The sequence below is a fragment of the Sphingomonas beigongshangi genome (genome assembly GCF_016820445.1).
GTDB classification, from domain to species: Bacteria; Pseudomonadota; Alphaproteobacteria; order Sphingomonadales; family Sphingomonadaceae; genus Sphingomonas; species Sphingomonas beigongshangi.
Map to the genome: position 1 here is coordinate 136,154 of NZ_JADHDT010000005.1, position 22,270 is coordinate 158,423.

The 22,270-nt window shown below is 69.1% G+C and carries 27 protein-coding genes; 11 read left to right on the plus strand and 16 right to left on the minus strand.

The features are described from left to right. The first annotated feature begins 34 nt into the window (after positions 1-34). The 4 genes from IQ292_RS10145 to IQ292_RS10160 all read left to right on the plus strand — a co-directional run bounded on the left by IQ292_RS10145 (position 35) and on the right by IQ292_RS10160 (position 5,112). Entirely contained in the window at positions 35-2,077 is a 2,043-nt protein-coding gene (locus IQ292_RS10145; protein ID WP_203310201.1) for a M13 family metallopeptidase, read from the plus strand. After that, on the plus strand, positions 2,074-3,471 hold the full coding sequence (locus IQ292_RS10150) for an amino acid permease (RefSeq protein ID WP_287979947.1): 1,398 nt from the start codon (positions 2,074-2,076) through the stop codon (positions 3,469-3,471). Before IQ292_RS10145 ends, IQ292_RS10150 begins: the two co-directional genes overlap by 4 nt. Then, positions 3,468-4,337, plus strand: coding sequence for an S-methyl-5'-thioadenosine phosphorylase (gene mtnP, locus IQ292_RS10155; protein ID WP_203310202.1), 870 nt, complete (start codon positions 3,468-3,470; stop codon positions 4,335-4,337). Before IQ292_RS10150 ends, mtnP begins: the two co-directional genes overlap by 4 nt. 229 nt (positions 4,338-4,566) lie before the next feature. After that, positions 4,567-5,112: a GNAT family N-acetyltransferase gene (locus IQ292_RS10160; protein ID WP_203310203.1), complete on the plus strand. Its 546-nt coding sequence runs from the start codon at positions 4,567-4,569 to the stop codon at positions 5,110-5,112. A gap of 288 nt (positions 5,113-5,400) precedes the next feature. Here the strand turns inward: IQ292_RS10160 and IQ292_RS10165 are convergent, their stop codons facing one another. From IQ292_RS10165 to IQ292_RS10175, 3 genes are read right to left on the minus strand one after another with little or no spacing between them, the layout of a single operon-like run. Continuing rightward, positions 5,401-6,636, minus strand: a complete 1,236-nt coding sequence (locus IQ292_RS10165; RefSeq protein WP_203310204.1) for a cytochrome P450 — start codon at positions 6,634-6,636, stop codon at positions 5,401-5,403. Between the two features lie 46 nt (positions 6,637-6,682). After that, a complete protein-coding gene (locus IQ292_RS10170) occupies positions 6,683-7,930 on the minus strand; it encodes an ABC transporter permease (RefSeq protein WP_203310205.1) in 1,248 nt (415 codons plus the stop codon). Further along, positions 7,927-8,874, minus strand: a complete 948-nt coding sequence (locus tag IQ292_RS10175; RefSeq protein ID WP_203310206.1) for an ATP-binding cassette domain-containing protein — start codon at positions 8,872-8,874, stop codon at positions 7,927-7,929. The genes IQ292_RS10170 and IQ292_RS10175 overlap by 4 nt, the downstream gene beginning before the upstream one ends. Positions 8,875-8,931: 57 nt before the next feature. On the opposite strand from IQ292_RS10175, the gene queG reads away from it, so the two are divergent. Continuing rightward, the gene (gene queG / locus IQ292_RS10180; RefSeq protein WP_203310207.1) at positions 8,932-9,999 is read left to right on the plus strand and encodes a tRNA epoxyqueuosine(34) reductase QueG; all 1,068 of its coding nucleotides are present in this window, start codon (positions 8,932-8,934) and stop codon (positions 9,997-9,999) included. Further along, positions 9,978-10,895, plus strand: a complete 918-nt coding sequence (locus IQ292_RS10185) for an alpha/beta hydrolase (RefSeq protein WP_238940984.1) — start codon at positions 9,978-9,980, stop codon at positions 10,893-10,895. The genes queG and IQ292_RS10185 overlap by 22 nt, the downstream gene beginning before the upstream one ends. A gap of 109 nt (positions 10,896-11,004) precedes the next feature. Here IQ292_RS10185 and IQ292_RS10190 read toward each other — a convergent pair whose 3' ends face one another. Continuing rightward, positions 11,005-11,382, minus strand: a complete 378-nt coding sequence (locus tag IQ292_RS10190; RefSeq protein ID WP_203310208.1) for a hypothetical protein — start codon at positions 11,380-11,382, stop codon at positions 11,005-11,007. Then, on the minus strand, positions 11,379-12,053 hold the full coding sequence (locus IQ292_RS10195; protein WP_203310209.1) for an EI24 domain-containing protein: 675 nt from the start codon (positions 12,051-12,053) through the stop codon (positions 11,379-11,381). Before IQ292_RS10195 ends, IQ292_RS10190 begins: the two co-directional genes overlap by 4 nt. A gap of 110 nt (positions 12,054-12,163) precedes the next feature. Between IQ292_RS10195 and IQ292_RS10200 the strand changes: the two genes are divergently transcribed. Then, positions 12,164-13,162 (plus strand): adenosine kinase, encoded by a 999-nt coding sequence (locus tag IQ292_RS10200; protein ID WP_203310210.1) that lies wholly within the window; start codon positions 12,164-12,166, stop codon positions 13,160-13,162. A gap of 78 nt (positions 13,163-13,240) precedes the next feature. Here IQ292_RS10200 and IQ292_RS10205 read toward each other — a convergent pair whose 3' ends face one another. From IQ292_RS10205 to hisB, 11 genes are all read right to left on the minus strand, one after another. Next, positions 13,241-14,860: an amino acid permease gene (locus IQ292_RS10205; protein ID WP_203310211.1), complete on the minus strand. Its 1,620-nt coding sequence runs from the start codon at positions 14,858-14,860 to the stop codon at positions 13,241-13,243. A 124-nt stretch (positions 14,861-14,984) separates the two neighbouring features. Then, the gene (locus IQ292_RS10210; protein ID WP_203310212.1) at positions 14,985-15,362 is read right to left on the minus strand and encodes a histidine triad nucleotide-binding protein; all 378 of its coding nucleotides are present in this window, start codon (positions 15,360-15,362) and stop codon (positions 14,985-14,987) included. Between the two features lie 11 nt (positions 15,363-15,373). Beyond that, positions 15,374-15,685: a phosphoribosyl-ATP diphosphatase gene (locus IQ292_RS10215; RefSeq protein WP_203310213.1), complete on the minus strand. Its 312-nt coding sequence runs from the start codon at positions 15,683-15,685 to the stop codon at positions 15,374-15,376. A 33-nt stretch (positions 15,686-15,718) separates the two neighbouring features. Next, positions 15,719-15,874 (minus strand): hypothetical protein, encoded by a 156-nt coding sequence (locus IQ292_RS10220; RefSeq protein ID WP_203310214.1) that lies wholly within the window; start codon positions 15,872-15,874, stop codon positions 15,719-15,721. Next, positions 15,871-16,239 (minus strand): SpoIIAA family protein, encoded by a 369-nt coding sequence (locus tag IQ292_RS10225; protein WP_203310215.1) that lies wholly within the window; start codon positions 16,237-16,239, stop codon positions 15,871-15,873. The genes IQ292_RS10220 and IQ292_RS10225 overlap by 4 nt, the downstream gene beginning before the upstream one ends. A gap of 36 nt (positions 16,240-16,275) precedes the next feature. Beyond that, positions 16,276-17,049 carry an imidazole glycerol phosphate synthase subunit HisF gene (hisF, locus tag IQ292_RS10230; protein WP_203310216.1) on the minus strand — a complete coding sequence of 258 codons (774 nt, stop codon included), beginning with the start codon at positions 17,047-17,049 and terminating at the stop codon, positions 16,276-16,278. Beyond that, positions 17,046-17,285, minus strand: a complete 240-nt coding sequence (locus tag IQ292_RS10235; RefSeq protein WP_203310217.1) for a hypothetical protein — start codon at positions 17,283-17,285, stop codon at positions 17,046-17,048. The genes hisF and IQ292_RS10235 overlap by 4 nt, the downstream gene beginning before the upstream one ends. Continuing rightward, on the minus strand, positions 17,282-18,049 hold the full coding sequence (gene hisA, locus IQ292_RS10240; RefSeq protein ID WP_203310218.1) for a 1-(5-phosphoribosyl)-5-[(5-phosphoribosylamino)methylideneamino]imidazole-4-carboxamide isomerase: 768 nt from the start codon (positions 18,047-18,049) through the stop codon (positions 17,282-17,284). The genes IQ292_RS10235 and hisA overlap by 4 nt, the downstream gene beginning before the upstream one ends. Continuing rightward, positions 18,046-18,651, minus strand: a complete 606-nt coding sequence (gene hisH, locus IQ292_RS10245; protein WP_203310219.1) for an imidazole glycerol phosphate synthase subunit HisH — start codon at positions 18,649-18,651, stop codon at positions 18,046-18,048. The genes hisA and hisH overlap by 4 nt, the downstream gene beginning before the upstream one ends. Further along, positions 18,648-18,965: a YciI family protein gene (locus IQ292_RS10250; protein WP_203310220.1), complete on the minus strand. Its 318-nt coding sequence runs from the start codon at positions 18,963-18,965 to the stop codon at positions 18,648-18,650. The genes hisH and IQ292_RS10250 overlap by 4 nt, the downstream gene beginning before the upstream one ends. Beyond that, positions 18,962-19,549, minus strand: coding sequence for an imidazoleglycerol-phosphate dehydratase HisB (gene hisB, locus IQ292_RS10255; protein WP_203310221.1), 588 nt, complete (start codon positions 19,547-19,549; stop codon positions 18,962-18,964). Before hisB ends, IQ292_RS10250 begins: the two co-directional genes overlap by 4 nt. 76 nt (positions 19,550-19,625) lie before the next feature. Here hisB and IQ292_RS10260 point away from each other — a divergent pair, with 76 nt between their 5' ends. The 4 genes from IQ292_RS10260 (at position 19,626) to IQ292_RS10275 (ending at position 22,266) form a co-directional block, all read left to right on the plus strand. Continuing rightward, positions 19,626-20,111 carry an SspB family protein gene (locus IQ292_RS10260; RefSeq protein ID WP_203310222.1) on the plus strand — a complete coding sequence of 162 codons (486 nt, stop codon included), beginning with the start codon at positions 19,626-19,628 and terminating at the stop codon, positions 20,109-20,111. A 284-nt stretch (positions 20,112-20,395) separates the two neighbouring features. Next, positions 20,396-21,787, plus strand: coding sequence for a class II fumarate hydratase (fumC, locus tag IQ292_RS10265; protein ID WP_203310223.1), 1,392 nt, complete (start codon positions 20,396-20,398; stop codon positions 21,785-21,787). Positions 21,788-21,850: 63 nt separating this feature from the next. Continuing rightward, positions 21,851-22,063 (plus strand): hypothetical protein, encoded by a 213-nt coding sequence (locus IQ292_RS10270; protein ID WP_203310224.1) that lies wholly within the window; start codon positions 21,851-21,853, stop codon positions 22,061-22,063. Next, positions 22,060-22,266, plus strand: a complete 207-nt coding sequence (locus tag IQ292_RS10275) for a hypothetical protein (protein WP_203310225.1) — start codon at positions 22,060-22,062, stop codon at positions 22,264-22,266. Before IQ292_RS10270 ends, IQ292_RS10275 begins: the two co-directional genes overlap by 4 nt. Positions 22,267-22,270: the final 4 nt, after the last annotated feature.

The following is a 22,270-nucleotide window of genomic DNA, read 5'->3' on the forward strand; positions in this document are numbered from 1 at the left end:
ATCTCCAACGCATGATTATGGAGATGATGATCCGATGAAGCGCTTCGTCCTTGCAGCCACTGTCGGGCTGCTTGCCGGCACGGCCGCCCTGGCACAAAACCGCTCCGCCGGTGTCGACACCGGTTCGATCGATCGCAGCGTCAAGCCCGGCGACGACTTCGATGCTTATGCCAATGGCGGGTGGCGCGCCAAGGCCGTGATTCCCGCGGACCGTTCCTCCACCGGTGTCTTCCTGCGCGTCATCGAACTCGCCGACCAGCGCAACGCCGCGATCGTCGCCGACGCCCGTGCGGCAAAGGGGCCGGCGGGAAGCGACCAGCGCCGTATCGCGGACTTCTACACGGCCTATACGGATCAGGCCGGCATCGAGGCGCGGGGTATCGCGCCGCTCAAACCGGCATTCGCGGCGATCGATGCGGTGCGCGACAAGGGGCAATTGTCGCGCCTTCTCGGTGGCAACGTGCGCGCCGACATCGATCCGCTCAACGCGACGGATTTCCAGACCGGCAACATCCTCGGCCTGTTCGTCACGCAGGCGTTCGACACGCCGAGCAAGACGGTGCCCTACGTGCTGCAGGGTGGCCTCGGCATGCCCGACCGCGATTATTATCTGTCGGACACGCCCGCGATGCGCGAGGTGCGCGACGCCTATCGCACCTATGTGACGACTCTGTTCCAGCTTGCGGGCTTCAGCGACCCGGCGGCCCGTGCAGGACGCGTGATCGACCTCGAAACGAAGATCGCCCGGGCGCATGTCGACCTCGTCACCAGCCAGGATGCGCATAAGGCCGACAATCCGTGGACGAAGGCCGATTTTGCGAAGAAGGCGCCAGGCATCGACTGGACGGGCTTCTGGCAGGCGGCGAACCTCGGCGGCCAGCAGGACTTCGTCGTCTGGCAGCCGACCGCGATCACCGGCCTGTCCGCGCTGGTCGCGAGCGAGCCGCTGGCGGCGTGGCAGGACTGGCTGCGTTTCCATCGGATCGACCGCGTCGCCGGCGTCCTGCCGCGCGCGTTCGATCAGGCGAGCTTTGCCTTTTACGGCAAGGCGCTGAGCGGTACGCCCGAGCAGCGTGCCCGCGACAAGCGGGCGCTGGCTGCGGTCAATGGCGCGCTGGGCGGTGCGGTCGGGCGCATCTATGCCCAGCGCTATTTCCCGGCCAGTTCCAAGGCCGATATCCAGGCGATGGTCGGCAATATCCTGAAGGCGTTCGATACCCGCGTCGCCGGCCTCCAGTGGATGCAGCCCGCGACCAAGGCGGAGGCGCGGCGCAAGATCGAGACGATGGTCGTCGGCATCGGCTATCCCGACGCCTGGGCGGACGATAGCGGGCTGGACATCCGGGCCGACGATCCGGTCGGCAATGTCGATCGCGCCGAACTGGCGCACACCCGGCAGCAGCTCGCGAAGATCGGCCGGCCGGTCGACCGGCGCGAATGGTGGATCGAGCCGCAGGTGGTCAACGCGCTCAACCTGCCGCTGCAGAACGCGCTCAACTTCCCGGCGGCGATCCTCGAGGCGCCCTTCTACGATCCGAAGCGCGATGCCGCCGCCAATTACGGCTCGATCGGCGCGATCATCGGCCATGAGGTGAGCCACAGCTTCGACAATCTCGGCGCGGACTTCGATGCGGAGGGCCGGCTGCGCAACTGGTGGACGCCGCAGGACCTTGCCCGGTTCGAGGCACAGGGCCAGGCGCTGGTCGCGCAATATGACGCATACGAGCCGCTGCCCGGCCTGCACGTCAACGGCAAGCAGACCCTGGGCGAGAATATCGCCGACGTCGCGGGCCTGACCGCGGCGCTTGACGCCTATCACGCCTCGCTGGGCGGCAAGCCGGCACCGGTGATCGACGGCCTGACCGGCGACCAGCGGCTGTTCCTCGCCTTCGCGCAGAGCTGGGCGGAGAAGGCGCGCGACAAGGCGGTCCGTGCACAGGTGCAGGGCGACGTCCATGCGCCCGGCCGCTTCCGCGCGGAGACGGTGCGCAACATCGACGACTGGTATGCCGCCTTTGGCGTCAAGCCGGGCGATGCGCTGTATCTGGCGCCCGAAAAGCGGGTCCACGTCTGGTGAGCGGGGGTCTGTTCCGTCGCAAGACGATCCAGCCGACCCCGCCGGGCGAGCAGCTCGCCCGCACGCTCAGCTGGCCCCATCTCGTCGCGCTGGGCGTGGGTGCGATCGTCGGCACCGGCATCCTGACGCTGATCGGCGTCGGTGCGGATCGCGCCGGCCCGGCCGTGATCCTGTCCTTCATCGTCGCGGGCGCGATCTGCGCCTGCGCCGCGCTCTGCTATGCCGAGATGGCGACGATGATCCCGGCATCCGGATCCGCCTATACCTACAGCTATGCCGTGCTGGGCGAGGTGATCGCCTGGGTCGTCGGCTGGAGCCTGATCCTCGAATATTCGCTCGTCGTCTCGACCGTGGCGGTCGGCTGGTCGGGCTATGCGGTGGGCTTCCTCAAGGGGCTGGGCATCGTCGTGCCGGCCGCGCTCGCCAACGGGCCGGGGCTGGGCGGCATCGTCAACCTGCCGGCGGTGGCGATCATCGCCCTCGTCGCCGGGCTGCTGATGCTCGGCACGCGGGAGAGCGCGCGGGTCAATACCGCGCTGGTCCTGGTCAAGATCGTGACGCTGGCGCTGTTCGTCGGCGTCGCCCTGCCACATTTCGACGTCGCCAACCTCCACCCCTTCGCCCCTTATGGCTATGGCGCGCCGGTGGGCGAGGGCGGCGTCAAATATGGCGTGATGGGCGCCGCGGCGATCATCTTCTTCGCCTTCTACGGCTTCGACGCGATATCGACCGCGGCAGAGGAGACGAAGAAGCCGGAGCGCGACCTGGCAATCGGCATCGTCGGATCGATGCTGGCGTGCACGGCCATCTACATGATCGTCGCCGCGACCGCGGTCGGCGCGCTCAGCTTCACGCGGTTCAGCGACAGCCCGGAGCCGCTGGCGCTGATCCTGCGCGAGATCGGGCAGGGGCGGATCGCGACGATCGTCGCCGCCGCCGCCGCCATCGCCCTGCCGACGGTGCTGCTCGCCTTCCTCTACGGCCAGAGCCGCATCTTCCTCGTCATGGCGCGCGACGGCTTCCTGCCGAGCGGCCTCGCCAAGGTGTCGAAGCGCGGCACGCCGGCGCGGATCACCGCCATGACCGCGGTGTTCGTCGCGATCGTCGCCGGCCTCGCGCCGCTCGACGTCATCGCCAGCCTGGCCAATGCGGGCACGCTGTGCGCCTTCGTCGCGGTGGCTGCCTGTGTCCTCGTCCTCCGGCGGCGTGATCCGCAGGCGCGGCGGCCGTTCCGCACGCCGCTCGCCTGGATCGTCGCGCCGGTCGCGATCCTGGGCTGCTGCTATCTGTTCACCAGCCTGCAGGCGGTGACGCAGGTCGCCTTCCTCGGCTGGAACGCGGCGGGGCTGCTGCTCTATCTGTTCTACGCGCGCGGGCGGGCGAGGATCGCGTGAGCGGCTGGCATATCGGCGTCGTCGGCGGGTCGGGCCTGTACGACGTCGCCGGGATCGAGGACGGCCACTGGGTGGAGGTGGCGAGCCCCTGGGGCACGCCGTCCGACGCGATCTTCACCGGCCGCGTCGGCGCGGCGCGCGTCTCGTTCCTGCCGCGGCACGGCCGGGGGCATCGCATCAGCCCGGAGGCGATCCCCGCACGCGCCAATATCGACGCGCTGAAGCGGCTGGGCGTCACCGACGTGCTGGCGATCTCCTCCGTCGGGTCGCTGGCGGAGGATCGGCCGCCGGGCAGTTTCACGATCGTCGACCAGTGCGTCGACCGTACGCGCGGGCGGCCGTCGAGCTTCTTCGGCACCGGGCTCGTCGCGCATGTCTCCATGGCCGATCCGGTCTGCCCGCGGCTGTCGGCGCTGGCCGCCGACGCGGCCGAGGCGGCGGGCGCGGCGGTGACGCGCGGCGGCGGCTATCTGGCGATGGAGGGGCCGCAATTCTCCACGCGCGCGGAGAGCCGGCTGTACCGGCAATGGGGCTGCGCGGTGATCGGCATGACCGCGATGCCCGAGGCGAAGCTCGCCCGCGAGGCGGAGCTGCCCTATGCGCTCGTCGGCATGGTCACCGATTACGACAGCTGGCGCGAGGGCGAGGCGGGCGTCGATGTCGCGCAGGTGCTGGCGCAGGTTTCCGCCAATGCCGCCAAGGCGCGGGCGCTGGTGCTCGGCCTGCTGCGCGCGCTGCCGCCGGAGCGGCCGGCGTCGCCGATCGACACGGTGCTGGACAGCGCGATCATCACCGCGCGCGCGGCGTGGGACCCGGCGCTCGCCGCACGGCTGGACGCGGTGGCGGGGCGGGTATTGGGGCGTTAGAAAGTCGCAGTGTTTGGGGTGTCAGTGCGACGGTGATCGGGGAAAGTATTGTGTATTAATCGGTATATCTAAGTGGTTTATTCAAATTCCCTGTGTGCGACAGAATATTTAGAAAGTCGCAGTGTCGCACAGCGCGAAGCGTCGGTTTTTGTTGGGACAGCGAACATCGCCATTTGGCAGGACGGGCCGCCTGTTGCGGTGCCCACTCATGCCAGTTTATCCAGACGCAATGAACACCGACCTGTCGCTGGACAATCGACCCGACCTCGCCACTGAACGCCTGTCCCTCCGGCGTCCGGCCGATTGCGACGTAGACGCCATTGTCGGCGTGGTCGGAAATTGGGACGTGGCACGCCGCTTGGCGCGTGTCCCGCATCCCTACGGTCCGGCCGATGCCCGCTTTTTCCTGGATCATGTCGTTCCCGCCGAGTGGGTATGGGCCGTCACGCTGCGCGGATCCGACACGTTGCTGGGCGCGATCGGCCTGACGCCGGAAGAGAATACTGACGCCGCCGAATTGGGGTATTGGCTTTCCCCTGCCCATTGGGGGGGCGGCATTACGACCGAAGCCGCAAGGGCCGTCGTTGTCTTCGGTTTCGAACGTCTCGGCCTTCCCGTCATTACGTCTGGATACTTCGAGGACAATCCTCCCTCGGGCCGGGTGCTTCGCAAGCTCGGCTTCGTGGAAACCGGGCATGTCATGCGACCTTGCCTCGCGGCAGGTGGCGAGGTGCCCTCAATACGGATGGAACTGGTGCACCCAGCGCGAGGATGACCACCGACAAGGCTGCTGACGCCGGAAAGATCGCGCTTGATGTATGGTAGTTATCCCGAATTGGATCCCGACCATGCGGAATTGGGCATTTGCAGATGCTTGACCACAAGCAATTCGGCACTTCTTTTCGTCACGAGCGTCTGCGGCTCTGGATTCCCGCCTGCGCGGGAATGACGGGGCCGTAGAGCGGGGCGTTCTGCGCTACGGTCTTGGGGATTGCTGACGATGGGAAAGAGCCGCGTCAAAGCCGAAAGGAACATAACGCGAACATCGTGTAAAAGCAACCCCTCAATAGCGTTCCAGCCGCACCGGCATGCGGCGATAGCCGTGGACGAAACAGGCGGCGACGCGCTCCGGCTCGCCGTCGGCGACGACGCGCATGCGGCGTTTCGCCATTTCCTCCAGCAGCACGCCGACCTGCAGCTCGGCGAGGCGCGCGCCGACGCAGCGGTGGATGCCGTGGCCGAAGGCGAGATGCCGGCGCGCATTGGGACGGTCGACGCGGATCGCGTCGGCGTCCGCGCCGAACACGCTCTCGTCGCGATTGGCGGAGAGATACCAGAGGACGAGCTTGTCGCCCGCCGCTATCCTCTGCCCCATCAGCTCGGTGTCGCGCGTCGCGGTGCGGCGCATGTGCGCGAGCGGGGTCTGCCAGCGGATCAGTTCCTGTACCGCATTGGGGATGAGCGCCGGGTCGCCCTCCAGCATCGCGCGCGCGTCGGGATAGAGGCTCAGGCCATGCGCGACGGCGGACATGGTGTTGCGCGTCGTGTCGTTGCCGCCGACGATCAGCAGGATCAGATTGCCGATGAACTCGTGCGTGTCCATGTGCGCCATCGCATCCGAATGGATCATCATCGAGATGAGGTCGGGCGTCTGCGGCTTGCCGACCTTGGCGTTCCAAAGCCCGGTGAAATAGGCGCCGCATTCGTACATATGGGCGAGGCGCTGCTTGCGCGTCTCCTCGTTCCTGACGAGTTCGATGTCGCCCGCCCAGTCGGACCAGAAGGTGAGCTTGCGCCGGTCCGCCCAGGGGAAGTCGAACAGGATCGCCAGCATCTGCGTCGTCAGCTCGATCGCGACATGGTCGACCCAGTCGAACGTCTCGCCCCAAGGCAGAGAATCGAGCACCTCCCCGGTGCGGCGGCGGATGTCGGCCGACATGCGCACCATCTCCGACGGCGTGAAGGCGGGGGCGACGGTGCGGCGCTGGCCGGTGTGGACCGGGCGGTCGCGCGCGATGAACATCGGCATGCGCACGGTCTGGTCGGGCGGGATGTCGGCGATGGTGATGCCGCCGGCCTCGGAGGAGTAGAGATCGGGCAGCGACTCGACCTCGACGATCGGCTTGTAGGTGGAGATCGACCAATAGGAGCCATAATCGCTGTTGTCGCAGCGATAGACCGGCGCGGTTTCGCGCAACCGGCGGAATGGCGCGTGCCAGGCGTCGTCGCGATAGAGCGCGGCGCGGCTGACGTCGAGCGGATCGGCCGCGGGCGCGGCCTCCTGCAACTGGGTGGCCATGGGTCCTCTCCTGCGTCTTTTGACGCAAGAGATACCCTGTTACCGGTTACGTCAAGGGCTCGGCGGCGGGCTTGCGACCGAACCAGCGCGGCTTGGCGCTGCCCGACTGGAGCACGCCCCGGCGAAACAGGCGCGCGCCGAAGGTGATGAACAGCGAGACCCAGAGCAATTGCCAGGCGATCGCCGCGACATGCGGCCAGAGCGCGGCCTCCGTCGCGGCCCGACCCGCCATGGCAAAGGGCGAGGACAGCGGGAACAGCCGTGCCGCCCAGCCCATCGCGCCTTCGGGATGCGCGGTGCCCCCCAGCGCGAGGCCGAGCATCGCCATCTGCACGATGGAGATGGGCAGCGACAGCATCTGGATCTCGCGCGGGGACGAGGCAAGGGCGCCGACGACGAGGAAGGCGGAGCCGAGCAGCAGATAGGCCATGGTGAAATAGGTGAAGAACAACAGGCCGAAGGTCGGCAGTCCGACCGCGGTCTGCAGCGCGAGCGCGCCGGCGACGTCCGGCGGCAGGACGCTGCCAAGCTTGGCGACGATCGTCGCCCAGAAGCCGACGAACAGGATGGCAACGCCAAACATGCCGAGCAGCTTGCCGAGAAAGACGCTTTCTAGCGGGACGGCGGCGGCGAGTACCTCGATCACCTTGTTGTTGCGTTCCTCCGCCATCGTGCCGACGACCTGGCTGGCGAGGAACAGGTTGAGCAGGAAGACGCCGAAGACGGCGAACGAGGCGGACTGGCGATAGCCGGACGCGCCGGCGCCGCCGCCCGCCCGCGCGACGGGCAGCTTGACGACAGCGACGCGGGGGAGGCTGCCCCCCAGTTTCGCGGCGGCGAGTGCGTCGCCGGCGAGCACGCCGAGATAGTCGGCGGCGCGCTTGCCGCGTGGACCATAGAGGACGTGCGGCGCGTCGAGTGGCCCTGCGAGCACGGCGCTCGCCTCGTAATCCTTGGCGGCGAAGAGGCTGCGCGCCTGGTCCAGGCCGCGCCCGTCGGGCGCGACGGTCACCAGCGCCGGCGGCTGTTCCTCGTCGCGGCGGAAGACCGCGCGCAGCCGCCCATCGGACTCCTTGAAGGCGCGCATCGCGGGCGGCGGGACGATCGCGACGATCCGCGCCTTGTCCGCGCGCGCGTCGGCGACGCTGGCCGCGCCCATGCCGCCGATGGCGCCGAACGACCCCATGATCAGCGGCGCGAACAGGAAGAGCAGGAAGATCGGCGTGAAGACCGTGGCGGTGAAGTCGCGGCGCGCGATGGTGAGCGCCTGGCGGAGGGTGCGGGCAAGGGTCATGCGAAGGTTCCCGCGGGTTCGGCATGGGTGACGTCGCCCGCCGCGCTTTCGCCGACGATGCGGACGAAGGCGTCGTGCAGGCCGGGGCGCTCGATCGACAGGCCGGCGATGCCGTGGCCGCGTTCGATCAGCGTGACGAGCAGCGGCTCGATGCCGCCCGCGGGCATCTCGAACCGCCAGGCGCGCCCGTCCGTCGTCGCACCGGCCGGCAACAGCGCGGCAAGGTCGGTGCCGGCGTGGGCGGGCGTGTAGCGCACCTGTTGCGGCAACGTCGCGCGCGCGTCGTCGACCGTGCCTTCGAAGCGGCGCCGGCCGCCGGCGATGATCGCCAGCCGGTCGCAGATCCGCTCGGCATGCGCCATGATATGCGTCGAGAAGAGGATGGTCGCGCCGCGATCGCGCTCCGCGAGGATCAGCGCCTCGAGCTTTTCCTGGTTGACGGGGTCGAGGCCGGAAAAGGGCTCGTCGAGCACCAGCAGGTCGGGGCGGTGGACGACGCTGCCGAGCAATTGCACGAGCTGGGCCATGCCCTTCGACAGCTTGCGGATCTTCTGCTCGGTGGCGTGGCCGAGGCCGGCGGCCTCCATCATCTGTTCGGCGCGGGCGCGGCCCGTCTTCCAGTCGAGTCCGCGCAGCGCGCCCATGAAGGCGATCGCCTCGCGCGCCTTCATCGCGGGGTAGAGGCCGCGTTCCTCGGGCAGATAGCCGATGCGGTCGCTGACGTCGCGCGGCGCGTCATGGCCGAAGACGGCGCGGCGCCCCTCGTCGGGCTCGATGATGCCGAGCAACGTGCGCAGCGTCGTCGTCTTGCCCGCGCCATTGGGACCGAGCACACCGTAGATCGCGCCGCGCGGCACCGCGAGGTCGACGCCGTCGACGACGCGCCGCTCGCCGTAGCGCTTCACCAGGCCTTGCGCGGACACCGCCAGATCGTTGCCGTTCACCCTGCCCCCGATTCATCGCACCTTCGACGCGGCGCCGGTATGTGGTAGCGGGCGCGCGTGCCGCAGGACAAGCTGGAAGATCGGATCAAGGCCAAGGCGGCGGAATTGGGGTTCGTCGCCTGCGGCATCACGCGCGCCGATGCCGCGCCGCGATCCGCCGAGCGGCTGCGCCAGTGGCTGGCCGAGGGGCGGAATGGCGACATGATCTGGATGGCGGAGCGCGCCCATCATCGCGAGGCACCGGCGGGGCTGTGGCCCGCGGTGCGCAGCGTCATCTCGCTGGGGATGAGCTATGCCCCCGCCGCCGATCCGCTGCGCCTCGAGGCGGAGGGCGAGGTCGGCCGCATCTCCGTCTACGCGCAGGGTCAGGATTACCACGACGTCGTCAAGAAGGCGCTGAAGGCGCTCGGCCGCTGGCTGGCGCAGGAAGGCGCCACCGTCACCGGGCCAGACGGCGCCGCGGAGCCATGCGACCTCAAGGTGTTCGTCGACACGGCGCCGGTGATGGAAAAGCCGCTGGCGGAGGCGGCGGGACTGGGCTGGCAGGGGAAGCATACCAATCTGGTCAGCCGCGAGCATGGCAGCTGGCTGTTCCTGGGGGCGATCTACACGACGCTCGAGCTCGTCCCGGACGGTGCGATGCGGCAGAGCTGCGGTTCGTGCGACGCGTGCCAGCGAGCCTGCCCGACGGACGCCTTTCCGGCGCCGTTTCGGCTCGATGCGCGGCGCTGCATCTCGTACCTGACGATCGAGCATGCCGGGCCGATCCCCGAGGAATTCCGCGCCGCGATCGGCAACCGCATCTACGGCTGCGACGACTGCCTGGCGGTGTGCCCGTGGAACAAGTTCGCTGCGAGCGCGGCGGCGAACATGGCGTTCCAGCCGCGCGCGGAGCTGACCGTGCCCTATTTGGCCGATTTGCTCGCGCTCGACGACGCGGGATTCCGGCAGGTGTTCGCGGGATCGCCGATCAAGCGGATCGGGCGCAACCGGATGGTGCGCAACGCGGCGATCGCGGCGGGCAACAGCGGTTCGCCGGCGCTGCGGCCGGCGCTGGCCGCGCTGGTGGACGATCCGGATGCGGTGGTGGCGGAGGCGGCGCGATGGGCGCTGACGCGGCTGTAGCGATCGATCGGCGGCGCCATCCGGCGGGGATGACGTTCGCGCCGTGGATCGCGGCTGACGGCTGGGCCCTGCGCGCCTTCGACTGGCCGGCGGAGGCGCCGCGCGGGCGGCTGCTGTTCCTGGGCGGACGCGGCGATTTCGCGGAAAAATATCTGGAGGCGATGGCGCACTGGCGCGCCGCGGGGTGGAGCATCGCGGGATTCGACTGGCGCGGGCAGGGCGGGTCGGGGCGCCTGCTCGCCGACCCGCTGGTCAACCACCTCGACAGCTTCGAGCCGCTGCTGGAGGATCTGGCGGCGTTCGTCGATGGCTGGCGACGCGGCGGCGGGCCGCATGTCGCGGTGGCGCATTCGATGGGCGGGCACCTGCTGCTGCGGCTGCTGGCCGAACGGGGCGTGCTGCTCGATGCCGCGGTGCTGGCGGCCCCGATGCTGGGGATCCGCGCCGGTCCGCTCGGCACGCGCGCGATCGCGCTGGCGGCGCGCGGCGCGGTCGCGGCGGGGCAGGGGCAAAGGTGCCTGTGGAAGGGCGATGCCGGGCATGTGCGCGGCCGGATGACCGCCTGTCCGGACCGGCAGGCGGACAAGGTCTGGTGGAAGGCGACGAACCCCACCATCGCCTCCGGTGCGCCGAGCTGGGGCTGGACGCTGGCGGCGTGCCAATCGCTGGCGCGCCTGCGCGCCGCGCCGCTGGAAAGGGTCGCGACGCCGCTGCTACTGCTGGTGTCGGCGCGCGATCCGATCGTCAGCCGGCGCGCGATCCTGCGCACGGCGCGGCGCCTGCCGTGCGCGGAGGTGGCGGTCTATGCCGGGCAGGGGCACGAGCTGCTGCGCGAGGCGGACGCGCGCCGGCTGGCGGTGATGGCGCGGATCGATCGCTTCCTGGCGGCGCTATAAGGCGGGACTGTCGCCGTTGCGTCCTCACTGCCCAAGCGGGCTGCCGGGTCGTCGCCCGTGCGCCATGTCGCTGCCAGCGCGACGAGGGCGGGGCCGCGAACGGCCGCGCCTATTTCCCGCCGTCGCGCCGGGTCAGCGCCGCGACGCAGCTGGCTCGGTCGATCGTGCTGCCGTCGGGCTCGCGCGCATCGAGATAGGTGACGCGCTGCTCACCGCCCGATCCATTGCCCTCCTTGGGGTAGAGATAGGCGTCGAGGACGCAGATCGGTCCGGCGAATTGCAGCTTGCGCGCCGGGCCCTCGCGCGTGTCTGCGTCGGGCTGGCCGAACAGGGCGATCAGGCCGGCGGCGTTCTGGCCGATGACCCGTTCCAGACCGACATTGGTATAGGGGACGACGGCGCGATTGGCGACGGGCGGGGCGACGACGCCCGGCGCGGCGCAGGCGGACAATGCGAGCGCCGCCGCGAGTGTGAAGCGAGCCTTCATGTCTTTCCCCCGTGGAACAGATGCGTCGCCATCGCCGCACCGACGATCGGCGCGAGCAGGCCGAGGAGCGGAACCACGAACAGCCCCGTGGCGACAAGCCCCAACAGGAAGCGCGGTACGGCGGTGGACCTGCGCCAGCCCCGCATCGTCGCATCGTCCAGGTGCCGGCTCGCCACCATGTCGCCGAGGTCGCGGCCGAGGAGCCAGGCATTGACCAGGGTGAAGGCGACCACCGGCCCGACCGCGGTGAAGAGCAACGCCAGATAGACCGGCACCATCAGCAGGTTGACCAGACAGGCCCGGAGCGCGGAGGCAAGGCCCATCCGCGCGGCGCGGGCGACGCCGACGGGTCGCGCGGCAGCGAAGGCGGCGGGATAATGACGCGTCTCCACCGCCGCGACGATATCGTCGGCGAACAGGCCGATGATCGCGATCGCGACGACGCGGAACAACAGCCAGCCGGCGAGCAGGCCGATCGCAATGGCGGCGACGCCGGCAAGGCCGTCGTCATGGCCGCCCGCGAAGCCGGCCAGCCACCGGCGCAGCAGTTCGAACAGGCCGAAGCCACCGGCGGCGAACACGGCCAGCGTGACCGCGAGCGACTTGGCGAGCACGCGCAGGATCGCGGGGTCGCCGAGCTGGCGCAGCGTGAGCACGAGAGCGCGGAACATCGTCCCTGCGACGTGGCGTGGCGGCGGCCGCGCGTCAAGCAAGGGCTCGCGCGGCGGCGCGAAGGACGGTAGGGAGCCGCTTTATCCCTATTTTCGGAGCTTCCCCTACCTTGACCCAGCCCCGTTTCGAGGTGGTCGCGATCGGCAACGCGATCGTCGACATCCTGGCCCAGGCCGACGATGCCTTCATCGCGGAGATCGGCGTCGCCAAGGGTTCGATGCAGCTGATGTTCTCGCCCGAGGATGCCGACGCACTCTATGCGAAGATGGGGCCCGGCCGCGAGGTGTCGGGCGGCTCGGCGGCGAACACCGTCGCCGGCATCGCCGCATTGGGCGGTCGCACCGCCTTCATCGGCCAGGTCGCCGACGACCAGCTGGGCCAGGTCTTCGCGCACGACATCCGCGCGGCGGGCGTGCATTTCGACACGGCGGTCCGCCCCGGCCAGCCGACGACCGCGCGCTGCCTGATCTTCGTCACGCCCGACGGGCAGCGGACGATGAACACCTATCTGGGGGCGTCGCAGTTCCTGCCCGAGGGCGCGCTGGACCTGTCGATCATCCAGGACGCCGAGATCCTCTACCTGGAAGGCTATCTATGGGATCCGGAGGAGCCGCGCGCGGCGATGCGCGCCGCGATCGAGGCGGCGCGCGGTGCCGGCCGGCGCGTCGCCTTCACGCTGTCGGACGTGTTCTGCATCGGCCGGCACGGGGGCGACTTCCGCGCGCTGATCGCCGATGGGCTGATCGACATCCTGTTCGCCAACGAGAACGAGCTGACCGCGCTGGCCGAGGTCGAGGATTTCGAGGCGGCGGTGGCGAAGATCGCCGCGCAGGTGCCGACGCTGGTGGTGACGCGCGGCGCGCACGGTGCGTGCGCGATCCAGCGCGGGACACGCGCCGAGGTGAACGCCGAGCCGATCGACCATGTCGTCGACACGACCGGCGCGGGCGACCTGTTCGCGGCGGGCTTCCTGCACGGCCAGGCGCAGGGCAAGGGGCTGGAGGAATCGCTGAAGCTCGGCGCGATCTGCGCGGCGGAGATCATCAGCCACTTCGGCGCGCGACCGATGGTCGACATGCAGGCGCTGGTCGCGTCTAAGCTCGGCTGAGCCAGCGAACCGCCGACAAAAGGAAAGGGCCGGTGGAGCGATCCACCGGCCCTTTTTTCATGCCCCGTGTCGGGCCGCTCAGTGGATCGAGCGCGACGTTTCCGGCTGAATCGACGGATCGTCGACCGTGTCGATGATGCCGCGGCCGACATAGGAGCGGCTGCGGCTGTAGCCGAAATAGATGACCAGGCCGATCGCGCCCCAGATCGGCAGGACCAGCTTCGCGGTCAGCGGCAGCGACAGATAGAGGACGACGCAGCCGACGATCGCGAGCGGCGCCACGACATAGACCGCGGGCGTGCGGAACGGCCGCGCGCGGTTGGCATCGGTGCGGCGCAGCACCATCACCGACACCGCCACCATGAAGAAGGCGAAGAGCGTGCCGGCGTTGGAATAGTCGGCCAGCTTGCCGACCGGCAGGATCGCGGCGGCGACGCCGGCGGCGACCCCGGTCAGCAGCGTCACCACATGCGGCGTGCGGAAGCGCGGATGGACCGAGGCGAGCTTCGCGGGAAGCAGGCCGTCGCGCGCCATGGTGAAGAAGATGCGTGTCTGGCCGAACATCATCATCAGCACGACCGATGGCAGCGCCAGCACCGCGGCAAGGCCGACGAGGCGGCCGATCATCGGCCAGTTGATCGTGTCGAGGACGTGGACCAGAGCCTCCTTCGAGCAGACCAAGGGTTCCAGCGTGCCGGCGGCGACGATGGCAGCGCAGCGGCCGGCGATCTCGGGCGTACCCGGTGCGAGCACCTGGCCGGCGAGCGAGGTCACCGGCTGCGCGCCGATCGCCCCGATCGCGCCCGAGGCGACGAGCAGGTAGAAGATGGTGCAGATCGCGAGGCTGCCGATAAGACCGATCGGTACGTTGCGCTGCGGGTTCTTGGTCTCTTCGGCAGCGGTCGAGACCGCGTCGAAGCCGACATAGGCGAAGAAGATCGAGGCGGCGGCGCCGAGCACGCCAAGGCCCGAGGAGTTGAACGGATTGCCCACGCCGGTCGGCAGGAACGGGTGGAAGTTCTCCGCCTTGGCGACCGGCAGGGTGAGCAGGACGAAGGCGGTGAGCGCGGCGATCTTGATCGCGACGAGGATCGCGTTGACGCGTGCGCTTTCGGTGGTGCCGATGATCAGCAGCCAGGTGACGATCGCGACGACGAAGATGGCGGGCACGTTGACCCAGCCGCCCGTCGCCATCGCCTGCGTCAGATCGGCGCTGGGCGTGGCGCCGAGCGCCAGATACATGTGCGCCATCAGCGCGTCGGCGTTGCTGATCGCGGCGGGCACGTGGAAGCCGATGCCGTTGAGCAGCCCGACCGCATGGTTCGACCAGCCGACCGCGACGGCGCTGGCGCCGACCGCATATTCGAGGATCAGCGCCCAGCCGACCATCCACGCCAGGATCTCGCCCGTCACCGCATAGGTGTAGGTATAGGCGGAGCCCGACACGGGCACCATCGAGGCGAGCTCCGAATAGCAGAGCGCCGCGACGGCGCAGATGAAGCCGGCGACGACGAAGCTGAGCAGCATGCCCGGCCCGGCCTTTTGCGCGGCTTCGGAGGTGAGGACGAAGATGCCGGTGCCGATGACGGCGCCGATGCCCAGCATGGTCAGCTGAAAGGCACCGAGCGAGCGGTGCAGGCCCTTCTTCTCGGCGGTGGCAAGGATGGCGTCGAGTGGCTTGACGCGCCCGAATATCATGTAAGCGATCCCCCCATCTGCGTTGAGGGCCTTGGCGGCCCCCCGCATGGTGAAGCCGCGAAGCCTAGTCGCAAATGATACGGGTGCAACAGGATATTGCGCGAGGATAGCCGCGCCGGCGCGATCAGCGCGCCAGCATGGGGCCGAGCGGACGTCCGGCGAAGAGGTGGACGTGGAGGTGCGGCACCTCTTGCCCCGCGTCGCGACCGATGTTGGCGAGCAGGCGATAGCCGCTCTCCACGAGGCCAAGCTGGCGCGCGACCGTGCCGACGGCGCGGACGAAGCCGGCGATCTCCGCCTCGCTGCCGCGCGCGGCAAAGTCGTCCCACGACACATAGGCGCCGCGCGGAATGACCAGCACGTGGGTCGGCGCGTGGGGTGCGATGTCGTGGAAGGCGACCGCCCATTCGTCCTCGTAGACGCGCCGCGAGCGGATTTCGTCGCGCAGGATCTTCGCGAAGATGTTCTGGTCGTCGTAGGGCAGGGTGGGATCGATGGGCATGGCGGGCGTCCTTACGGCTGGCGGGCGGCCTTTTCGACATGGCCGGAGGTGCCCTCGCGGCGGGCGATCTCCGCACGCACGTCGGCGAGGCTGTGCCCCGCATCGGCGAGCAGCACCATCAGGTGGAAGACGAGATCGGCGGCCTCCGCCACGAGCTTGTCGGGCTGCGCGAGCGCGGCGATGACGGTCTCCGTCGCCTCCTCACCCACCTTCTGCGCGATCTTCGGCCTGCCCTTGGCGAACAGGCTGGCGACATAGGAGGTGCCGGCGTCCGCGCCGCGGCGCTGGGCGATGGTGGCGTCGAGACGGTCGAGCGGATCCATGCCGCTGCGCTTGGCGCGACGACGGGGGGCGCGTCAATCGTTCTTGGTGAAGCGGCGCCGCAAGGCCCTGCGGGCCAGCCAGACACCGATCACCGCCACGACGAACAGCGCGACGTCAGACAGCGCGGGTGCGGTGCGCGGATGGACGATGCCCGAATGGCCCCCGGCGACCGATGACAGCGCGATCATGCGGGCAGCAGGTCGGGTTCGGTGAGCCACGCGAGCGCCGCGTCGGGATCGGCGAAGATGCGCAGATAGGGTTGCGTCATGAACCGTTGCACCTGCAGCCGGGTGATCGCGCTGCCCGTGACGACCGCGATGCGGCGTGCGCGCGGGAAATCGCCGAGGCGCGCATGGATCGCATCGACCGCATCGCGCGGCTGGACGGTGGTGGCGCTCATGTCCATGCGGAGCAGGTAGCCAGGCCGGAAGCCACCGGCGACGAAGCGGCGCTCAAGCTCGTTCGCATAACCGGCGACGGCATCCGCCGTGAACAGGCCGGTCCAGCGAATATCGACGAGATTGCGCTCGGGATGCAGGTCGATCGCGTACATGCGCCGACCTTATCGCAGCCAAGCCTTGCGGAACCGCTAATCTGCGAAGAGGGGGCGACGAACGGGGATGCCCGCGGACGCGAGCGCGGCATGCGCATCGGCGATGCTCGCCTCGCCGAAATGGAAGATCGACGCGGCGAGGACCGCACTCGCATGGCCGTCGCGGATGCCGGCGACGAGGTCGGCGAGCCCGCCGACGCCGCCGCTCGCGACGACCGGTACCGAGACGCGGTCGGCGATGGCGCGGACGAGGGCAAGGTCGTAGCCCGACCGGGTTCCGTCCTTGTCCATCGAGGTGACGAGCAGTTCGCCAGCGCCAAGTTCGGCAAGGCGGACGGCATGCGCGACCGCGTCTATTCCCGTCGCGCGGCGGCCGCCATGGGTGAAGACCTCCCAGCCGTCGCCGGTCCGGCGCGCGTCAATCGAGGCGACGCAGCACTGGCTGCCGAACCGTTCCGCTATGTCGGCGACGACTTCCGGCCTCGATACGGCGGCGGAATTGACCGCGACCTTGTCCGCACCGGCGAGCAGCAACGCGCGGGCGTCGTCGGCGGTGCGTACGCCGCCGCCGACCGTCAGGGGCATGAAGCAGACCGCGGCGGTGCGCCGGACGACATCGAGGATGGTGCCGCGATCCTCCGCGCTGGCGGTGATGTCGAGGAAGCACAATTCGTCGGCGCCGGCCGTGTCATAGGCGCGTGCCTGTTCGACCGGGTCGCCGGCATCGATCAGGTCGACGAAGTTGACGCCCTTGACGACGCGGCCGTTGGCGACGTCGAGGCAGGGAATGACGCGGGCGCGGACGGTCATGGCAGCAGGGCCCGTATGATGAGGACGATGGAGACGAGAAGCAGCGCCGCGACGATGGCGACCATGGCGGTGGCGCAGGCACGGAAAGCGAGCGGATGCTGGTCGCGGCGAACGCCGATCGGATTGATACCCCCGATCGGCACGTCGATCCGGCCGTGGCGGATCTGGTCGCGCAGCATCGGCGCATAGGCGCCGACGACGCCGCCCGTCAGCAGGCCGGCGACGCCGGGATTCATACCGCCGCCGCCGCCGCCACCGCGAGCGCGGCCGCGAGGTCGAGGCGCCCGTCGTAGAGCGCGCGGCCGGTGATGACGCCTTCGACGCCACCACGCTCTCCGTCGACGCGGGCATGAAGGGCAAGCATGTGGATGTCGTCGATGCCCTTCACGCCGCCGCTGGCGATGACGGGGATCGACACGGCGCGGGCCAGGTCCACCGTCGCCTCGATATTGGCGCCCTTCAGCAGCCCGTCGCGGCCGACATCGGTGAACAGCAGCGCGGCGACGCCTGCATCCTCGAACCGGCGGGCAAGGTCGACCACGCTCGTCGTCGAGACGTCCGCCCAGCCCTTGGTCGCGACCATGCCGTCCTTTGCGTCGACCGCGACGACGATGCCGCCCGGAAAATCGCGCGCCGCGCCACGGACGAAATCCGGATCCTCCAGAGCCGCGGTGCCGATCACCACGCGCGACACGCCTAGGTCGAACCAGCGCTCGACGCTGTTGCGGGTGCGGATGCCGCCGCCCAGTTGGACATGGCCCGGGAAGGCGGACACGATGCTGCGCACCGCGTCGCCATTCACCGACTCGCCGGCGAAGGCCCCGTCGAGGTCGACGACATGGAGATGCTGCGCTCCCGCCCGGGCGAACAGGTCGGCCTGGTGTGCGGGATCGTCGCCATAGACGGTGGCGCGGTCCATATCGCCTTCCGCAAGGCGGACGACCTGGCCGGCCTTGAGGTCGATGGCCGGGAAGACGATGAGCGGTACGGTGCGGGTCATGGACGCCATTTCAGGAAGTTGGCGAGAAGGTCGAGGCCGTAGCGCTGGCTCTTCTCCGGGTGGAACTGCAGCCCGAGCATCGTGTCGCGCGCGATCGCGGCGGTGACCGGCCCGGCGTGGTTGGTTGTCGCCACCACGTCATCGCCCTCATAGGCGTAGCTGTGCAGGAAATAGGCCTCGCCGGCCGGCACCAGCGGATGGCCGCCCGCGGGGCGCACGTCGTTCCAGCCCATGTGCGGCACCTTCGCCGCCATCGTGCCGGGATCGAGGCGGCGGACGCGACCCTTCATCCAGCCGAGGCCCCGGTGGATGCCCATCTCCTCGCCCGTCTCCGCCATCAGCTGCATGCCGACACAGATTCCCAGGAAGGGGCGGCCATGGTCGAACACCGCCGTGCGCAGCGCTTCCTCGAGCCCGTCGATCGCGCGCAGGTTCGCGGCACAGGCGCCGAACGCGCCGACGCCGGGCAGCACGATCCGATCCGCCCTGGCCAGATCGTCCGGATCAGCGGTGATCAGCACGTCGGTCGCGCCGGCCGCCGCGAGCGCGTTGGCGACCGAATGGAGATTGCCCGAACGTATGTCGATCAGCGCGAGCGTCATGCCAGCATCTCCGCCAGCGCGGGCGCTGCCATGCTGGCGGTGAAGCCGGTGACCTCGGCCCGCGCGAGTCCGTCGGAGACGAACGGATCGGTGGCGATCAGGTCCTGCACCCGCTCCGCGTCGCCGCGCATGACGATGACGCCGCCCGTCCGCGGCACCTTGCGGCCCGACGCCAGGATCAGGCCCGCGTCATAGCCCTTGCGCAGCCAGGCGACATGGGCTGCCATCCGCGCGTCGATCGCGTCCAGCGGCGCGTCGTAGTGCAGCGATACCACGCAGAGCGGTGCGTCCGGCCTGACGAAGGGGTCGCTCACAACATCCCCTTTGTCGACGGGATGGCGTCGCCCTTGCGCGGGTCGATCTCCACCGCGGCGCGAAGCGCGCGGGCAAGCCCCTTGAACGCGCTCTCGACGATATGGTGGTTGTTCTGCCCATAGAGCGTCTCGACGTGCAGCGTCAGGCCGGCGGTCTGGGCGAAGCTGTGGAACCAGTGCTCGATCAGTTCGGTGTCGAGGTCGCCGAGCCGGGTCATCGTGAACGCCGTCTTCCACACGAGCCAGGGCCGGCCCGAAATGTCGAGCGCGACGCGCGTCAGCGTCTCGTCCATCGGTGAAAGCGCGTCGCCGTAGCGTCGGATGCCACGCTTGTCGCCCAGCGCCTTGGCGATGGCCTGGCCGAGCGCGAGCGCCGAGTCCTCGGCGGTGTGGTGGCCGTCGATGTGCAGGTCGCCCTCGACCTTGAGGTCGATGTCGATCAGGCCGTGGCGCGATAGCTGCTCGATCATGTGATCGAGGAAGCCGATGCCGGTATGGATGGCATAGACGCCGGTGCCGTCCAGATTGACGGTGACGTCGATCCGCGTCTCGGCGGTGGAGCGGTTGATCGTGGCGGTGCGCATATCGGTTCGGCCCATAGAAGCGTGTGTCGTCACGCACAATCTTGACCGGCCATGCGAAGCCGCTACCCAAGGGTGCATGACCGACGGACTGCCCGATAGCCTGATCCCCTATGACGAGATCGTCCAGGAGGCGCTGCGCGCCGTCGTCGGTCGCGTGCTGGGCTCGGTGGCCGAGACGGGCGCGCTGCCCGGCGACCATCATTTCTACATCACCTTCAAGACCCAGGCGCCGGGCGTGGACATTCCCCGGCGACTGATCGAGCGGTTCCCGGACGAGATGACGATCGTGCTGCAGAACCGTTTCTGGGACCTGACGGTGGACGAGCGCAAATTCTCCGTCGGCCTCAGCTTCAACCAGGTACCTTCGAAGCTGGTCATTCCTTATTCGGCGATCACCGGCTTCCACGACCCGGCGGTCAACTTCGAGCTGCGCTTCCAGGCGACCGAGGACCCGGATGACGGCCCCGAGCCGCATGACGAGGCGGAGAACGACGGCCCGACGGTGACGCCGGTCGAGGACGGATCGAACGTCGTCAGCGTCGATTTCAAGCGGAAGAAATAGGGCGCGAGCAGCGCTGCGGAGCGTCTAGCCGGCGACGCGCCCCGCCGATCCTCATCATTACGTGCATTGGCTGGACCCATCCACGCGCCTGGCGAGCGATGATGCGGCGCCCCGGTGCTGCGGATTCATAAGTTCCGGCCTTCGCCGGGATGACGATCAGGCTGACGCGCGGGGGTAACAGCTTCGCCCCGGACCGCGTGTCCGGGGGCTTGCCTTGGCATGAACGACGGCGCGGCGTTATGGCGAAGCCGCAACCAACCCCGACGCCGCAGGTTCACGTTCACATGACCGATACCCGCACCGAGACCGATTCGATCGGCCCCATCGAGGTCCCCGCCGACGCCTATTGGGGCGCGCAGACCGAGCGGAGCCTGGAGAATTTTCCCTTCGATGCGCGAGAGCGGATGCCGATCGGTATCGTCCATGCGCTAGCCATCGTGAAACAGGCGGCGGCGCGGGTGAACCGACGGCACGGCCTGCCGGCCGAAAAGGCCGAGGCGATCGACACCGCCGCGCAGGAGATCGTCGCGGGCAAGCTCGACGACCAGTTCCCCCTCGTCATCTGGCAGACGGGGTCGGGAACGCAGTCGAACATGAACGTCAACGAGGTGATCGCCGGTCGCGCCAATGAGATGCTGGCGGGTCAACGCGGCGGCAAGTCGCCCGTTCATCCCAATGACGACGTCAACCGCGGCCAATCGTCCAACGATAGTTTTCCCACCGCGCTGCATGTCGCAGCGGCGCTGGCGGTGCGCGACAGGCTGCTGCCGGCGCTAGCGATCCTTCACGATGCCCTGGCCGCCAAGGCGGCGGCGTGGGACGGTATCGTGAAGATCGGCCGCACGCATCTGCAGGACGCCACCCCGCTGACGCTGGGGCAGGAGGTGTCGGGCTATGTCCAACAGCTCGCCAACGCCCGGGACCGGATCGAAGGAGCGGTGAAACGCAACATCCTGCCGCTGGCACAAGGCGGGACGGCGGTCGGCACGGGCCTCAACGCACCGGACGGTTTCGCCAAGGATATCGCGGCCGAGATCGCGACGCTGACCGGTATCCCGTTCGTCACGGCGCCAAACAAGTTCGAGGCGCTGGCGTCCAACGACGGGCTGGTCGATCTGCACGGCACGCTCAACGTGCTGGCGGTCGCGCTGACGAAGATCGCCAACGACATCCGGCTGCTCGGCTCGGGCCCGCGATCGGGGCTGGGCGAACTGGAACTGCCTGCCAACGAACCGGGCAGCTCGATCATGCCCGGCAAGGTCAATCCGACGCAGGCGGAGATGCTGACGATGGTCGCCGCCCAGGTGATGGGCAACAACGTGGCCGTCACCGTCGGTGGTCTGCAGGGGCATATGGAGCTCAACGTGTTCAAGCCGCTGATCGGCGCGAACGTGCTGCGGTCCATCGACCTGCTCAGCGTCGGAATGGAAAGCTTCGCGACTCGTACCGTCGAGGGCATGCGCGCGAACGAGGCGCGGATCGCAGCGCTGGTCGAGCAATCGCTGATGCTCGTCACCGCGCTCGCGCCCGAGATCGGCTACGACAATGCCGCGAAGATCGCCAAATATGCCCATGAGACGGGCGGGACGCTGCGACAGGCAGGGCTGACGCTTGGCCTGGTCGACGAGTCGACGTTCGACCGCCTCGTGCGGCCGGGCGACATGGTCGGACGATAAGTCCTTTCCGGAACAACTGCCCGCTTCCGGCGATTGGATCCCCGCAAGCTTCGGGAGGCAATCATGAGCGCAACGACGATAGGCGCGCTGATCGGCGGCGCGATCGACTCTCTGTCGGGTGACGACGGCGTGGCGGACGGCGCGATCATCGGCGCGGTCACCGCCAATGTGCTCAAGGTCGTGCTGCCGATCGCCGTCACCTATGCGGTGGGATGGGCGGTTCTGCGCGGTGCGGCGGAGCTGAGGAACCAGGTTTTCGGAAAGGAACAGGCATGATCGGCAAGATTATCGGGGCGCTCGTCGGGCGCGAACTGGACCGTCGTGATGGCTCGGACGGTGCCAAGGGTGCATTGACCGGCGTGATCGCCGCTGGCGTGCTGCGCCGCATGGGCCCGCTCGGCATGCTGATCGGTGGGGGCTATGTGGCCAAAAAAGCCTATGATCGCCGAAAGCTGGCGAAGCGCGGTACGCTAGCCTGAAGCC